Raw genomic sequence first — 13,783 nt, 5'->3', positions numbered from 1 at the left:
GCCAGTGGTGGGCTCGGGCGCGGAGCAGGTCAGAGCTCGACGCCGAGGAGCACCGGTTCGGGGACGAGCTCGACCCCGTAGGCCGCCCGCACGCCGTCGCGGACCTCGCGGGCGAGCGCGACGACGTCGGACGCCCGCGCGCCGCCCCGGTTGGTCAGGGCGAGCGCGTGCCGGCTGGAGATCGCCGCCGGTCCGGGCATGCCGTGCCCCTTGTGGAACCCGGCATGGTCGATGAGCCAGGCGGCCGAGGTCTTCACCCACGTCGCGCCCGACCCGTCCGGCGCGGGCGCGTCGAACCGCGGCGCGGCCTGCGGCAGCTCCGCGGCCCGGTCGGGCGGCAGGATCGGGTTGGTGAAGAAGGACCCGGCGGACCAGGTGTCGTGGTCATCGGCCTCCAGCACCATGCCCTTGCCGCGGCGCAGCTCGAGCACGGCGGCACGGACGTCGGTCGAGGGGGCACGCTGCCCGATCTCGACGCCAAGCGTGCGGGCGAGCTCGGCGTACCGCACGGGCGCGGACATCACGCTCGCCGGGGTCTGGAAGGAGACCGACAGGACGACCCAGCGACCGGTCGGGCCCCAGGTGCGGCCTCCCCCGGCGCCGGTGTCGGTGAGGGAACGCTTGAGGACCGAGGTGCGGTAGCCCAGGCCGAGGTCCATGAGGGCGAGCGTGCGCGGCCGCCCCGCGAGGCGGTCCCACGCCCGCACCTGCGAGAGCACGCCCGCGACCTCCTGCCCGTAGGCGCCCACGTTCTGCACGGGGGTCGCCCCGGTGGAGCCGGGGATCCCGGACAGGGCCTCGAGGCCCGAGGCACCGTCGGCCACCGCGCGGGCCACGACGTCGTCCCACACGGCGCCGGCCGGCGCCGTGAACTGCCCGCCGCCGCACCCCTGGACGCTGTCCACGTCGAGCTCACGGCGCGTGTCGCGCACGACGATCCCGTCGAACCCGGCGTCGCCGACGAGCAGGTTGGAGCCGCCGCCCAGCACGAGCAGCGGTGTCCCGTCCGCGTCGGCCGCCCGCACCGCGTCGACGATCTCGGCCTCGGACCCGGCGTCGACGAGCGTCCCGATCGGGCCGCCGACCCGCAGGGTGGTCGCCTCGGCGAACGTGGTCGGCGCGATCGCGTCGGCCCCCGGCGTGGGGCCGGGGGGTGTCGCCGTGGCCGGCGGCGTCGTCGTGCCCGCGGCCGTCGGGCCGGCGCCGCGCCCGCGAACCTCGCTCACACGGACCTCGCGAGGTCGACGAGCACGCGGGCGCGCGTGAGGACGGCGACCCCCTCGTGGCGCACGTCGACGTCGACTCGCACCGTTGTGCCCTCGACCTGGCCGGCTACGCCCGTCACCTCGAGCTCTGTCCCGCCGCCCGCCGGGACCACGACGGGGCGGGCGAACCGCGTCTGGACGTCGAGGACGGCTCCCGGGCCGCCCGCCCAGGTCTCGACGAGCGCGGCGGCGATGCCGAGCGTGGCCATCCCGTGCGCGATGACGCCGGGCAGGTCGACGGACGCTGCCACGGCGTCGTCATGGTGGATGGGGTTGAAGTCCCCCGACGCGCCGGCGTAGCGGACCAGGGTGGTGCGGGTGACCGGCACGGTCTCCCGCAGGACCTCCTCGCCGACCTCGGGCACGGGGCGGGGCGCGGCGCTCATGCGTCGCCCCGCACGGCGAGGGTGGACGTGACGGTGGCGACGGGGGCCTCGGTGCCCGCCTCGGCGATCTCGGCCCGGGTCGTCACGAGCGTGAGGGCCCCGCGGGCGAGGATCCGTTCGACGAGGACGCTGGTCCGCAGCCGGTCCCCCGCGACGATCGGCCGGTGGTGGGTGATCCGCTCGTCGGCGTGGACCACGCGGGAGAAGTCGATGCCCGACTCCGGGGACGCGACGTAGGACTGCTCGGCGCGCTGCGCGAGCACGACCGCGAAGGTCGGCGGTGCCACGACGCCCGCGTAGCCGGCGGCGCGGGCCGCCTCGTCATCGGTGTGCAGCGGGTGCGTCGCACCGGTCGCCTCGGCCATCTCGACGATCTTCGCCTCGGACACGACGTAGGTCTCGGTCGGGGCATAGGTGCGCCCCGCGAGCGTCGGGTCGACGCCGGCGGGGCGCGGTGGGGTCTCGGTCATCCATCCAGGTTAGCCGCGGGCGGTGACGTCGTCCCCCCAGGGATCAGCGGGTCTCGCGGTGACCGGTCTTCGTGTTGCAGCGCGGGCAGAACTTCTGCAGCTCGAGGCGGTCCGGGGTGTTCCGCTTGTTCTTCTTGGTGATGTAGTTCCGGCCCTTGCAGTTCTCGCAGGCCAGGGTGATCTTGGGGCGGATGTCCGCCGACTTGGTGGCCATGATGTCCTCGTTCCTGTCGCTGAGCCCACCACCGCCGATGTGCGGTGCGGGCGCGGTAGCGGGAGGGGGGCTCGAACCCCCGACCTCACGATTATGAGTCGTGCGCTCTGACCAGCTGAGCTACCCCGCCACGCGGCCACGAACGGCGTCCACGCGCGGGCGCAGGCTGTATCCGTGAACCAGAGCCCCGAAAGGGAATCGAACCCTTGACCTTCTCCTTACCATGGAGACGCTCTGCCGACTGAGCTATCGGGGCGTGCCCGACGACAAGCTCATCGAGGCAGCGCGGACGAGCCTACAACGCGGCGACGGCGCCGGGCCAACCACGAGGGCCCGGGCACGCGGTGAGTGTGCTCACAGGCCCCGCTCCCCGGCGTCGCCGCGCCGCACGACGACGAAGGCCGGACCCGCATGCGGGTCCGGCCGGTCGTGGCGAGTGCAGGATTCGAACCTGCGAAGCTTGCGCGGCTGATTTACAGTCAGCTCCCTTTGGCCGCTCGGGCAACTCGCCGGGCATCCCTCAACGGGTGCGGATGGCACGATATCAACATCCGGGCGCAGGTCCGTAGCCACCTGGGCGAGTCCTGCGTCACCCACCGCCCCGCCAGCGGGGCCCGTCTACCAGCCGGAGGCTCACATGGCCGACTCCTCGTTCGACATCGTGTCCAAGGTCGACCGCCAGGAGGTCGACAACGCGGTCAACCAGGCACGCAAGGAGATCGGCCAGCGCTACGACTTCCGCGGCGTCGGCGCCGACGTCACGCTCAAGGGCGATGTCGTGTCGATGGCCGCCAACACGGCCGAGCGCGTGCTCGCGGTCCTCGACGTGCTCGAGACCAAGCTCGTGCGCCGCGGCGTCTCGCTCAAGGCCCTCGACCTCGGCGAGAAGGAGCCCGTGCAGTCCGGCAAGGAGTTCCGCCTCGCCGGCCCGCTGAAGGAGGGGCTGGACCAGGACGTCGCGAAGAAGATCACCAGGCTGATCCGCGACGAGGGGCCCAAGGGCGTGAAGGCCAACATCACCGGTGACGAGATCCGCGTGAGCAGCAAGTCGCGCGACGACCTCCAGTCCGTCATCGCCCTGCTCAAGCGCGCCGACGACATCGACGCCGCGCTCCAGTACGTCAACTACCGCTGACCCGGGCAGAACCCCGCCGAGCAGCCCCGGTCAGGCCGGGTCGCCGAGCAGCCTCTCCAGCGCGTCGACCGTCTCGACCGCGACCACGGTGTCCCCCAGGGTGGGGGTGGCGATCACGTGGGCGACCGCTCGGCCCGCCTGGTCGGCGGTCAGCCACTCCTTCTTCCCCTTCGTGCGGGAGCGCGTGACGACCGGCCCCAGCAGGAGGGACGACGCACGTGGCGACCCGCCCGCCTCGGCGCTGACCACCTGCCGGAGCATGAGCTGGGCGGCACCCGCCATGCTCACCGGCCCGGCGGTCGCCGCCGCCTCTCGCGCGGCGGTGCCGGTGATGAACGTGTAGGTACCGTCGGCGGGCAGGGCGCGCACGAGTGCCCGGGCGAGCGCGACGTGCGTGGTGACCGTGCTGACGAAGTCCCGCCGCCAGGTCTCCTCGGTCAGCTCCCAGACGTGCTCACCCTGGTGCCAGCCGCCGATCGCGGCGACGACGTCCGTGACGCCGCGGTCGGCGACCCGTGCGGCGAGCGCCTCCGCGTCCTCGAACGACTCGTACGGGTGGTCGACGAGCAGGAGCCGCGTCGCCAGGTCGGCACCGATCAGGTCACGGAGCTCGGCGAGCCGCCCCGGACGGGCACTCGGCACGACGACGCGCGCGCCGGCCGTGAGCAGGGCCCGGACGATCCCCTCTCCGACGTTGCCGGTGCCCCCGGCGACGAGGACGACGCGTGCGGACAGGTCGTGGGCAGTCATGGCAGCCTCCCAGGTGCGCCGGGACGGCGGCGCAGACCAGACGATACGCCGACGCCGCACGGCGTCCGCCGCCGGCCGGTACCCGCCGCACGGGCCGGCCCACCCGGCCGGCCCACCCGGCGGGCGCACCCGCCACTCAGGGTCGGTCGCCGATCGACCCCGCGCCCGTGTCCGGGCGCGCCCCCGAGGACTCCGCCGAACGCGGTTCCCCGGACAGCGCGAGCAGCCGCGGCAGCAGGTCAGCGAGCGTGACGACGCCGACCCGCCCGTCCTCGCCGGTGACGAGCGCGATGTGGTGCCGGCCGACGCGCATGAGGTGCGTGGCCTCGGTCAGCGGTGTGTCCGCGGCGATTCCGAGGAGCGGCCGCACGTACGGCGCGACGGGCGCGTCCGGGCCGGGCGCGAGCAGGGTGTCGCGCACGTGCAGCACCCCCGTGTACCGGCCGGCGGTGCCGATGATGAGCCGCAGGTGTCCCGAGCTGCGGGCGAGGTCGCGTGCCTGCCCGGCCGTCGCGTCGGGCGCGAGCGCGGTGACCTCTCCGCCGTCGAGAAGGTCCGCCATCGTCGCGGCCCTCAGGTCGAGCACCCGGGAGAGCGACGCGTAGGAGAGCGGGTCGAGCGCCCCGACCTCGGCCGAGTGCTCGACGAGGTGACGCAGCGCGTCGGGGTCCTGCCCGGTGTTGACCTCGTCCACGGGCTCCACGCCGAGGCGCCGCACGATCCCGTTGGCCTGGCCGTTGAGCATGCGCAGCAACGGGCGGGTGACCCAGAGAAATCCGCGCATGGGGATCGCGAGCAGCATCGCCGACCGCTCCGGGTGGGCGATCGCCCAGGACTTCGGCGCCATCTCACCGACCACGAGGTGGATGAACGTGACGACGACGAGGGCAGCGACGAACGCGGCGATGTCGGCGGCCACGTAGGGCATGCCCGTGACCTCCAGCAGCGGCGTCAGCGCGTGGTGGACGGCCGGCTTCGTGATCGCACCGAGCGCGAGGGTGCAGACCGTGATGCCGAGCTGCGAGCCCGCGAGGAGCAGCGTGAGCTCCGCGCCGCTGCGCAGGGCCGCCCGCGCGGACCTCGAGGTGGGCGCGAGCTCCTCGATGCGATGCCGCTTGGCGGAGACGAGGGCGAACTCGGTCGCCACGAAGAACGCGCTGGCGGCGACGAGCGCGACCGTCACCGCGACCACGACGAGCGGGCTCATGACTGCTCCTCGCCGTCGTCGGTCCGGTGGGTCCCACGGGGCGCGTCGCGCCCGGTACGTCCCTCGCCGAGGAGCGCGTCGTCATCCGGGGTCGGCAGGCTGAGCGTGAGTCGCAGCCGGCTCGGGACCCACTGGTCCACCTCGAGGACCTCCGCGTGGAGCACGCCCGGCCGCGGGTCGTCGGTGCGCGCGAACTCGCCGGGGTCGATGGGCAGCTCCACGTCGAACGCGTCGCCGACCTCGGGCAGGCCGTCCGCCAGGTCGATGGCCAGCCCGGCGATCGTCTCGTAGTCCCCCTCGGGGATCGTCACCCCCAGCGCGCGGCCGACCTCGTCGAGATGGACGGCGCCAGGGGCCTCCCACTCCCCCTCGTGCCGGCCGGCGGCGACCTCCTGCGGGGCGGGGTCGTGCTCGTCGGCGATCTCGCCGACAACCTCCTCGGCGAGGTCCTCGAGCGTGAGCACGCCGGTGAAGCCGCCGTACTCGTCGACCACGCAGGCGATCCGCCCGCCGTGCCCGAGGTCCTCCATCGCCGAGGTGAGCGAGGCCAGATGGGACACGACGAGCGGCTCGCGCATGATCGCGGTGATCGGCGCATCGTCCGGCAGGTCCGTGCCGAGCAGGTCGTTGAGGTCGACCACGCCGAGGACCTGCTCTGAGTCCTCGGCGAGCACGGGATAGCGCGTGTGCCCGCCCGCCATCACCTCGCGCAGCTCCCCGACGCTGAGGGAGTCACGGACGACGTCGACCTGCGCGCGCGGGATCATCGCGTGCTCGACGTCGCGCTCGGGAAAGTCCAGCACCCGGTCCAGCAGCGTCGACATCGCGGGCGAGAGCGTGGCCGCCTCCCGGGACTCGGCGACGATGCTGCGCAGGTCCCGGGCGGTCGCCGAGTGCTCGACGTCGTGCACCGGCTCGATCCTCAGCAGCCGCAGCAGCAGGTTGGAGGCCTGGTCGAAGATCGTGATGAGCCACCCGAGCAGGCGCAGGTACCAGGTGGTCGACAGCGCGAGCCGCTCGGCCACCGGTCCCGGCGCGGCGATCGCCAGGTTCTTCGGCACGAGCTCGCCGAAGAGCATCTGGACGAACGTGGACACCACGAGCGCGACGCCGGTGCCGAGCGCGAGCGCGAGCGCCATCTGCAGACCGGCCGAACCGAGCAGGTCGCCGACCGCCTGCCCGACCAGCGGTTCGGCGACGTACCCGACGAGCAGCCCGGTCACGGTGATGCCGAGCTGGGCGCCGGAGAGCATGAACGAGGTGCGTCGGGTGATCTGGAGGGTGCGCCGTGCCGCCGCGTCACCGGCCTCGGCCCGTGCGGCGAGAGCCGACCGGTCGACGGTGATGTAGGCGAACTCCTGGGCCACGAAGTACGCCGTGGCGGCGGTGATGACGACGATGACGACCAGTCCGACGCCGATCGAGACCACCGGGTTCACTCCGCTCCCCCCGGGCGCAGGCGGGCAGGGGGCGCGGGGCTGGTACTTCGGCCGGGCATCGGTGTCCTCGGGTCGGGGCGGAGCGGGTGGGAGGCAGGCTACTAGGACGAGCACCGCTCGTCGCACGCCCGGTGCACGGAGCACCTCCCGACGCGCGTCGGGCACGGCGGCGCCGACCTACTCTGGGTGCGTGCCCCACGATCCCTCGAGCTACGGCGCCGCTCCCCGCCCCGGCCGCCGGTCGACGGACCCCTACTCGAGCGACCTGGAGTCGATGCGCACGGCCGCCGACCACTCCCCCTGGAACCCGGTCGCCACCGCCACCGACCACGCGCACCCTCGCGCGGCCCCCGGGGTGGGGCGTCACGCTCCCGCGACCTCGTGGACCTCGCTCCGGCCGAAGGTCGGTGCCACGCTGCACGGTCTCGTGCGGATCGGACGCTGGCTCGTGGTGCCCCTGATCGTGATGTTCGTCGTCGGCGTCGTCCTGCACTCGCGGATGAGCGACGGAGCGACGGACGTGCCGCTGGACGGGACACCGGTGACGATCCAGGTCGAGCGCGGCTCCGACGTCTGGCTGTGGGCACCCGAGCAGGCCCCGGCCGTGAGCTGTGCCGGCACGGACTCCGCGGGGCTCGGCCTCGACCCGCGCTGGCTCCTGCGACAGCTGACGAACGACGACCACGTGTCGACCCACGTCATGCCCAGCGGGTCGACCGGCACGTTCGAGATCGTGTGCGAGCCCGCCGAGGAGACCACCCAGACCGCACCGCAGGCGACGGAGCACGCCCGCGTGGCACCGGCGCCGTCCCCCCGTGCCCTCGCCGCCTTCTACCTGCTCGCCCGCGCAGGCACCCTGGGGACCGTCGTCGCCGCCGCCGCTACCGCCGTCCTGTGGATCGTCTGGGGGATCCTGCGCGCGGCCCGCGTCCTGCCCCGGCTGCGCTGACTCCGGGTACCTGACGGCGCCGGCCCGGCCCGGACCGGCTCGGCCCGGACCGGCTCAGCCCGGACCGGCTCAGACCAGCGGACCGACATCGTCGTGCCCGCGGGCGATCTTGGTCATCGCCTCGCGGGCGACCACCTTGACGCGCTCGCGCACGTGGGCGTCGGTCTCGCCGAGGCGCCGCTCGAAGGCGTCCAGCGTCTCCCAGCCGACCCAGTCGGTCCAGGGCACGCCCGCGGCGTCGAGCTCGGCGGTCAGGCCCTCGCGGCCCGCGCGCTCCGGGCCGGCGCCGACGACCCCGGCCCGGGCGTCCTCCACCACGTGGCCGATCGTCTGCTGCGCGTCGGACTTGGTCGAGCCGATGAGGCCGACGGGTCCGCGCTTGATCCAGCCCGTGACGTAGACCCCCTGGACGGTCTCGCCGTCCTCGCCCAGCACGCGGCCCTCGACGTTGGGGATGATCCCGCCGCGCACGTCGAACGGGAGGCCGTCGATCGGGGCCGAGTAGTAGCCGACCGCCCGGTAGACGGCCTGCACGGGCGTCTCGACGAGCCGGCCGGTCCCGCGGACCGAGCCGTCACCGGTGAGCTCGGTGCGCTCGGTGCGCAGGGCGGTGACCCCGTCCTCGGGTGAGCCGAGGACGGCCGCCGGGGAGTGGAACAGGTGCAGGTGGATGCGGCGCGAGGCGGTGAGCGTCGAGGGGTCGCGCATCGCGAGGTCCATCAGCGTATTGACGACCTGCTTGGTCTGGTTCGAGGAGCGGATCGCCTCCTCCGAGCCCTCGTCGAAGTGGAAGTCCTCCTCGTCGACGAGCAGGTCGACGTCGGGCACCTTGGCGAGCTCGCGCAACTCGAGCGGCGTGAACTTCACCTGGGCGGGCCCGCGGCGGCCGAACAGGTGGACGTCCGTGACGGGCGATGCCTCCAGGCCGGCGACGACGTTGGCCGGCACCTCGGTGCTCATCAGGTCCTTCGGGTGCTTGGCCAGGATCCGTGCGACGTCGAGCGCGACGTTGCCGACCCCGAGGACGGCGATCTCGCGCGCCTGGAGCGGCCACGTGCGCGGCACGTCCGGGTGGCCGTCGTACCAGGAGACGAAGTCTGCGGCGCCGTGGACCCCGGGCAGGTCGACGCCCGGGATGTCGAGCGGGACGTCGGCGTCGGCGCCGGTGGAGACGATGACGATGTCGTAGAGCTCGCGCAGCCGCTCCAGGCTCACGTCGCGGCCCACGGCCACGTTGCCCAGGAGGCGCACGTCGCCGCGCGAGAGTACCTTCTCCAGGGCCCGGATGATGGCCTTGATGCGAGGGTGGTCGGGCGCGACGCCGTATCGCACGAGCCCGAAGGGGGCCGGGAGCCGTTCGATGAGGTCGATGCGGACGTCCAGCCCCGAGGCGGAGAGGATGTCGGCGGCGTAGGTGCCGGCGGGTCCGGCCCCGACCAGGGCCACGTGCAGGGGGCGTGCGGCGGTCACTGCGTCCTCTCGGCGGGCGGGATAGGTCCGCGGGCCAGTCTACGGCGGCGGCGCCCGCGGCGAACGGCGGTCCGCGTGAGGTCAGCCGCGCCGGCGGGGCGCCTTGGCGAGCAGACCGGCCCCGCCGACGACGACGAACGCCCCGAACACCCACCACGCCGCGGTGCCCCGGACGGCCTCGAGCGGGTCCTCGGGCCGCTCGGGCACCGCGACGAAGGTCGGTGCGTCGACCGACGGCGCCTCGTGGACCGGGCTCGGCGGCCCCGGGGCTGCGCCGTCGTCGACGAACGACAGCGCGTCGTAGGGCGCCACGCTGCCCCAGCCGAGGAGGTCGTCGCGCTCGCCGGGGACCGTGCGCACGGCGGTGACCATGAGCCGGTGGGCCCACTGCGCCGGCGTCTCGTCGGGGTACATCGAGGCGACCAGCGCGGCGGAGGCGGCGACGTACGCCGTCGCCCAGCTCGAGGCGGCCTCGCCGCCGCCACCGGTGTAGCACTCCTCGCCGGTGACGTACGCGTAGTAGGCGGGGTCGCCGGGCGCCGCGATCTCGACGTGCTCGCCGGGGATGGAGTCGTCGGTCGCCTCGCCCTCGATCGTGGTCGCCGTCACCGCCAGGGCGCCGGGGTAGGCGGCGGGGTAGCGCGGTCCCGGCGTGTCGTCGTCGGCGGTCCGCGCGTTCCCGGCGCTCGCCACGACGAGGGAGCCCGCCGCGCTCGCGTGCTCGACGGCCTCCCGGAGCTCGGGGACGTCTGTGGGGAGGGACATCGAGACCGAGATGATCTGCGCGCCCTGGTCGGCGGCCCAGCGGATGCCCTCGGCCATGCGCCCGACGTCCGTGCCGTAGCCGGCCTCGATGAGCTCATCGTCCTCGGTGGTGACGTAGACGCGCACGGGCAGGATCTGGGCCTCGGGAGCCAGGCCGACCACGTGGGTGCCCTCGGGGTCGCGCGCGGCGATGAGGCTGGCCGCGGCGGTGCCGTGGAAGTGGAAGTCGGTCCGGCCGTCCGAGCTCGACAGGGGCGGGCCCTCGGTGACGGTCTCCGAGCCGGGCACGGTGCCCATGGAGTCCAGGCCCGGCAGCACGGCCTCGTCCGCCGGCAGGTGCGGCTCGCTGGGCGCGACCCCGGAGTCGACGACGGCGACGGTCACGCCCTCGCCGCGGGACAGCTCCCACGCCTCCTCGACGCCGAGGGCCGGGAGCACCGGCGAGGGCTCGGTCGGTATCTCCTCGGGGGTGCAGGCGTCGGGCAGCTCGGCCCGCCAGACTGGTCCGGTCCGGGCCCGGGACGGGTCGACCGTTGTCGCCTGCACCTGGCCGGCCCGGCCCGGCGACGCCTCGGCGGGCGCGCCCGGGGCGCCGGAGACCAGGAGCGGGGTGGCGAGCACGGCGGCGCCCGCCAGGACCGCCGCCAGCGCACCTCCGGGCCGATCGCCACGACGCCCCCGCCCGTGCGCGTGCCGACCGGTCACGAGCCGTCGCTCTCGGTCTCGCCGCCGGAGGGCGCCTCGGTCCCGGTGCCGGCCCCGCTCTCGGACTCGTCGCCGGGTCCGCCGAGCGCGGGCAGGTCCAGCGGCTGCAGCCCCGGTCCCTGCGGGAAGAGCCGCACCCACGGGCTCGGAACGGTCGTCCGGTCCTCCAGCTCGTAGCCGAGCATGCCGAGCGTCTCGCCGCGGGCCCCGAGCAGCGGGTAGGCCCGGCCGGTCTCGTCGATGAAGAAGTCGGCCGTGAGGAGGCCGCCGCCGCTGCCGGAGACGAGCGCGCCGGCGCCGCCCTCGACCGTGACGGTGTCGTCGGCGACCTCGGGGATGTCGTGGCCCGCAACGAGCGCGGAGGAGTCGGACTCGTCCATCGCTCCGGCGACGAGGCGGGCACAGGGGGTCGCACCGTCGGTCGCGGTCACGGCGCCCGCGATCTCGTCCGGCCAGTCGGCGGGGTCGGCGTCGTCACCGGAGGGCATCTGACCGAGGTCTCCGGCGCTGACCGCGATGGCCTCGCTCTCGAGGTGTTCGCCGTCGCCCAGCCGGTACATCTGGTAGCCGACGTCGCTCAGTGGGTGGAGCTCCCCCGACGCGCCAAGGATGTAGTACGAGACGTCGTCGCCCTCGCCCATGGAGACGGCCTGTCCGGCGGGGACGTCCTCCAGGCCCGGGAGGGGCTCCGGCATCGGCTCGCCCGCCCCGCTCGTGGCGAGCGGCTCCAGCGGGGCGCCGAGGGCGAAGAGCTCGAGCCAGGCGGCGGACGTCTCGGGGACCGGCGCCGCGTCGAGCCGGAGCGCGCGGACGATCTGCTGCTCGTGCTCGGCGTCGATCGCGTGCCGCGTGGCGCCGGAGACGAGCCACAGCGTGCCCTCGACGCGCACGACGATCGCCTGGTCCGGCGCGGGCTCGGCGGAGACCTGGGTGCCGTCCGTGTCGATCGTGGGGCGACCCAGCGCGGTCCACGACGCGCCCGAGGACGTGACGCACGAGAGCCACTCGTCGTTGACGAGGTCGCCCGGGTCCGGGAGCGAGTCCGGGGCGTCCGGGATGCCGACGGTCGGGCCGCGCGTGACGCCGGCGACCTCCTCCTGGGACAGCGTCTGGACCGTCATCTCGCCCGCACCGAGCACGAGACGTGCGGAGGCCGTGTTGAGCACCGGGTACATCACGCCCGAGGACGTGACGTAGCGGGAGCCGTCCTCCTCGACGACGACGAGCGAGCCGTCCTCCCACCCCTCCGGCTCCCCCGGGGCGAGCCACCGCGAGACGAAACCGCCCGCGAGGATGATCCCGACGAGCACCAGGCCCCCGACGACGCCGCGCCACGGCTTGCCGGGCTCGAGCTCGCGGCCGTCGGGCGCCCCCGAGACGAAGGAGGTGACGAGGCGCTGCCGGTTGAACCGCTGCGCGTCGAGGATGTCCTTGTTGGAGGCCATCTACACCACGCCCGAGGCGAACGCGGCCAGCGGCAGGACGGCGAGCACGCAGATCACCTCGAGGGTGTCGCCCACGCGCTGCAGGCCGGGCCGCGGCCCGGGGCTGAGGACGGCCATGCCGACGATCCCCACCGTGAGCGCGGCGACGGCGATCGCGACCGCCAGCCACCAGGTCGGGTGGACGACGACGACGGCGAGACCCGCCACCGCGGCACCGACGACCCCCGTGGAGGTCATGACGACGACGTCGCGCCGCGCATAGATCTCGCGCACGCCGAGGACGAACGCCACGCACACGACGAGGACCAGCGCGGTGCCCCAGATCCCGGTCGCCACCGCATGGGGCGTGGCGAGCAGGATGGCCGCCGCCCCGGAGAGCCGCATCGCGAGGAGCAGCCGCGAGCCGCGCAGGAACTCCGAGCGGACGCGGGCGGCACGGATCTCCTGCCGTTCGGCGTCGAGCTCGGCCTGGTTGCGGGGCACGGTCACGCGGATGCCGGTCATCGACAGGGCGATCCAGGGTGCCGAGGACAGCACGATGCCGGACACGGCGACGATCCCGGCGGCCACCTGGCCGGTGCCCAGGTCGGTCACCAGCGGCAGCCCGCCGAGCGCGAGGAGCACCAGGCCGACGAGGATCGGGACCGCCGCGTACTCGCGCACCGACCCGAGGAACGGCAGGGCGAGCGCCCCGACGGCGAGGACGCCGAGCCCACCGAAGGCGAGCGGCTCGCCGACCATCGGTCCCACGCCGAGGGCGAGGCCGCTCGTCAGCGCGAGCACCGCCGTCGAGCCGAGCATCGTCATGCTGGCGGCGGTCCTGCGCAGGGCGGCCAGCACGCCGGTGACGCCGAGCGAGAGCGCCGCGGCGGCCCCCGCGACCACGGGAACCAGGAGGGAGGAGTCGTCGGCGGTGAGCAGCACGACGCTGCCGGTGACGACGAGGACGAGGGTCGCCACCAGCGTCATCCGTGCGGAGTCCGCCGGGGCCCATGCCCGGTGCTGGTCCTCCACGGCGTCGGAGACGGCCTCGACGAGATCGTCGTAGACGCGGCCGGAGCTGCCGGCGTCGCGCGCGACGAGAGCGAGCAGGGCGCCGTCCTCGACGCCCTGGGCCGCGAGCGACTGGTCGGGCGCGAGCTCCGTGCCGTCCGTGCGGGTGAGGCGGTAGCCGGTCACGGCGGCGCGGACCTCGAGCATCCCCAGGCGGCGGGCCAGTCCCGGCACGATCTCGGCCACGGGGACGGAGCCCGGGAGCGCGAGGTCCGTGCGGTCGTCGCCCTCGACGAGAGTCACCCGGACCACGGTGCCGACGGCGCGGCGGCTGACTGCCTGGCTCACGCGGTGCCCTCCCTCGACGCGGTGTCGTCGCGCCCCGGCCCGGGAACGCCTGCACGAGGATATCCGCAGCCGGCCACAAGCACGGCCGCGCACCGCGGTCGTCGGTCACGCCCGGCACGGCCCACGTGACCGGACGGTGACGTCCGGGTGACCGTCCGGCAACGTCCCTGGCGGGTCGCCGAACACCGCACGAACACTGGTCCCCGACCAGGCTGTACGCGTGGGGAGGTCTCCCCGAGCGG

13 protein-coding genes and 3 tRNA genes are annotated in these 13,783 nt (G+C 74.5%); 2 read left to right on the top strand and 14 right to left on the bottom strand.

Features of this window, described 5'->3' with window-relative positions; genetic code table 11:
* Positions 1-29 precede the first annotated feature (29 nt).
* The 7 genes from ACZLKG_RS06150 to ACZLKG_RS06120 all read right to left on the bottom strand — a co-directional run bounded on the left by ACZLKG_RS06150 (position 30) and on the right by ACZLKG_RS06120 (position 2,846).
* Positions 30-1,226: a UDP-N-acetylmuramate dehydrogenase gene (locus tag ACZLKG_RS06150; protein ID WP_463648261.1), complete on the bottom strand. Its 1,197-nt coding sequence runs from the start codon at positions 1,224-1,226 to the stop codon at positions 30-32.
* Complete coding sequence (locus ACZLKG_RS06145) at positions 1,223-1,651, bottom strand: MaoC/PaaZ C-terminal domain-containing protein (RefSeq protein WP_425708361.1); 429 nt, start codon at positions 1,649-1,651, stop codon at positions 1,223-1,225. The genes ACZLKG_RS06150 and ACZLKG_RS06145 overlap by 4 nt, the downstream gene beginning before the upstream one ends.
* On the bottom strand, positions 1,648-2,121 hold the full coding sequence (locus tag ACZLKG_RS06140) for an FAS1-like dehydratase domain-containing protein (protein WP_425708362.1): 474 nt from the start codon (positions 2,119-2,121) through the stop codon (positions 1,648-1,650). The genes ACZLKG_RS06145 and ACZLKG_RS06140 overlap by 4 nt, the downstream gene beginning before the upstream one ends.
* Before the next feature lie 43 nt (positions 2,122-2,164).
* Positions 2,165-2,335 carry a 50S ribosomal protein L33 gene (rpmG, locus tag ACZLKG_RS06135; RefSeq protein ID WP_425708363.1) on the bottom strand — a complete coding sequence of 57 codons (171 nt, stop codon included), beginning with the start codon at positions 2,333-2,335 and terminating at the stop codon, positions 2,165-2,167.
* Positions 2,336-2,391: 56 nt separating this feature from the next.
* Positions 2,392-2,465: transfer RNA gene (locus tag ACZLKG_RS06130), tRNA-Met, on the bottom strand.
* 53 nt (positions 2,466-2,518) lie between these two features.
* Positions 2,519-2,591, bottom strand: a tRNA-Thr gene (locus ACZLKG_RS06125).
* A 174-nt stretch (positions 2,592-2,765) separates the two neighbouring features.
* A tRNA-Tyr gene (locus ACZLKG_RS06120) sits at positions 2,766-2,846 on the bottom strand.
* A 126-nt stretch (positions 2,847-2,972) separates the two neighbouring features.
* On the opposite strand from ACZLKG_RS06120, the gene ACZLKG_RS06115 reads away from it, so the two are divergent.
* On the top strand, positions 2,973-3,470 hold the full coding sequence (locus ACZLKG_RS06115; RefSeq protein WP_425708364.1) for a YajQ family cyclic di-GMP-binding protein: 498 nt from the start codon (positions 2,973-2,975) through the stop codon (positions 3,468-3,470).
* Between the two features lie 30 nt (positions 3,471-3,500).
* Here ACZLKG_RS06115 and ACZLKG_RS06110 read toward each other — a convergent pair whose 3' ends face one another.
* The 3 genes from ACZLKG_RS06110 to ACZLKG_RS06100 all read right to left on the bottom strand — a co-directional run bounded on the left by ACZLKG_RS06110 (position 3,501) and on the right by ACZLKG_RS06100 (position 6,866).
* Positions 3,501-4,220, bottom strand: a complete 720-nt coding sequence (locus tag ACZLKG_RS06110) for an SDR family NAD(P)-dependent oxidoreductase (RefSeq protein WP_463648260.1) — start codon at positions 4,218-4,220, stop codon at positions 3,501-3,503.
* A 136-nt stretch (positions 4,221-4,356) separates the two neighbouring features.
* On the bottom strand, positions 4,357-5,427 hold the full coding sequence (locus ACZLKG_RS06105) for a CNNM domain-containing protein (RefSeq protein ID WP_425708366.1): 1,071 nt from the start codon (positions 5,425-5,427) through the stop codon (positions 4,357-4,359).
* Positions 5,424-6,866: a hemolysin family protein gene (locus ACZLKG_RS06100; RefSeq protein WP_463648259.1), complete on the bottom strand. Its 1,443-nt coding sequence runs from the start codon at positions 6,864-6,866 to the stop codon at positions 5,424-5,426. The genes ACZLKG_RS06105 and ACZLKG_RS06100 overlap by 4 nt, the downstream gene beginning before the upstream one ends.
* A gap of 190 nt (positions 6,867-7,056) precedes the next feature.
* On the opposite strand from ACZLKG_RS06100, the gene ACZLKG_RS06095 reads away from it, so the two are divergent.
* Positions 7,057-7,815: a hypothetical protein gene (locus ACZLKG_RS06095; protein WP_463648258.1), complete on the top strand. Its 759-nt coding sequence runs from the start codon at positions 7,057-7,059 to the stop codon at positions 7,813-7,815.
* Between the two features lie 69 nt (positions 7,816-7,884).
* Here the strand turns inward: ACZLKG_RS06095 and ACZLKG_RS06090 are convergent, their stop codons facing one another.
* From ACZLKG_RS06090 to eccD, 4 genes are all read right to left on the bottom strand, one after another.
* A complete protein-coding gene (locus tag ACZLKG_RS06090; protein ID WP_425708369.1) occupies positions 7,885-9,285 on the bottom strand; it encodes an FAD-dependent oxidoreductase in 1,401 nt (466 codons plus the stop codon).
* Positions 9,286-9,366: 81 nt separating this feature from the next.
* The gene (locus ACZLKG_RS06085; RefSeq protein WP_463648257.1) at positions 9,367-10,755 is read right to left on the bottom strand and encodes a S8 family serine peptidase; all 1,389 of its coding nucleotides are present in this window, start codon (positions 10,753-10,755) and stop codon (positions 9,367-9,369) included.
* Positions 10,752-12,200: a type VII secretion protein EccB gene (gene eccB, locus ACZLKG_RS06080; protein WP_425708371.1), complete on the bottom strand. Its 1,449-nt coding sequence runs from the start codon at positions 12,198-12,200 to the stop codon at positions 10,752-10,754. The genes ACZLKG_RS06085 and eccB overlap by 4 nt, the downstream gene beginning before the upstream one ends.
* A complete protein-coding gene (gene eccD / locus ACZLKG_RS06075; RefSeq protein WP_463648256.1) occupies positions 12,201-13,541 on the bottom strand; it encodes a type VII secretion integral membrane protein EccD in 1,341 nt (446 codons plus the stop codon).
* Positions 13,542-13,783 lie beyond the last annotated feature (242 nt).

The sequence above is a fragment of the Georgenia sp. Z2081 genome, assembly GCF_055326445.1.
The sequence above is the reverse complement of the archived record's forward strand: the minus strand, read 5'-3'. Positions and strand labels throughout refer to the sequence as shown.

Bases quoted from the DNA above. Each gene is read 5' to 3' on its own strand.
- ACZLKG_RS06145 (WP_425708361.1), bottom strand. From the start codon at position 1,651: ATGAGCGCCGCGCCCCGCCCCGTGCCCGAGGTCGGCGAGGAGGTCCTG.
- ACZLKG_RS06140 (WP_425708362.1), bottom strand. From the start codon at position 2,121: ATGACCGAGACCCCACCGCGCCCCGCCGGCGTCGACCCGACGCTCGCG.
- rpmG (WP_425708363.1), bottom strand. From the start codon at position 2,335: ATGGCCACCAAGTCGGCGGACATCCGCCCCAAGATCACCCTGGCCTGC.
- ACZLKG_RS06115 (WP_425708364.1), top strand. From the start codon at position 2,973: ATGGCCGACTCCTCGTTCGACATCGTGTCCAAGGTCGACCGCCAGGAG.
- ACZLKG_RS06110 (WP_463648260.1), bottom strand. From the start codon at position 4,220: ATGACTGCCCACGACCTGTCCGCACGCGTCGTCCTCGTCGCCGGGGGC.
- ACZLKG_RS06105 (WP_425708366.1), bottom strand. From the start codon at position 5,427: ATGAGCCCGCTCGTCGTGGTCGCGGTGACGGTCGCGCTCGTCGCCGCC.
- eccB (WP_425708371.1), bottom strand. From the start codon at position 12,200: ATGGCCTCCAACAAGGACATCCTCGACGCGCAGCGGTTCAACCGGCAG.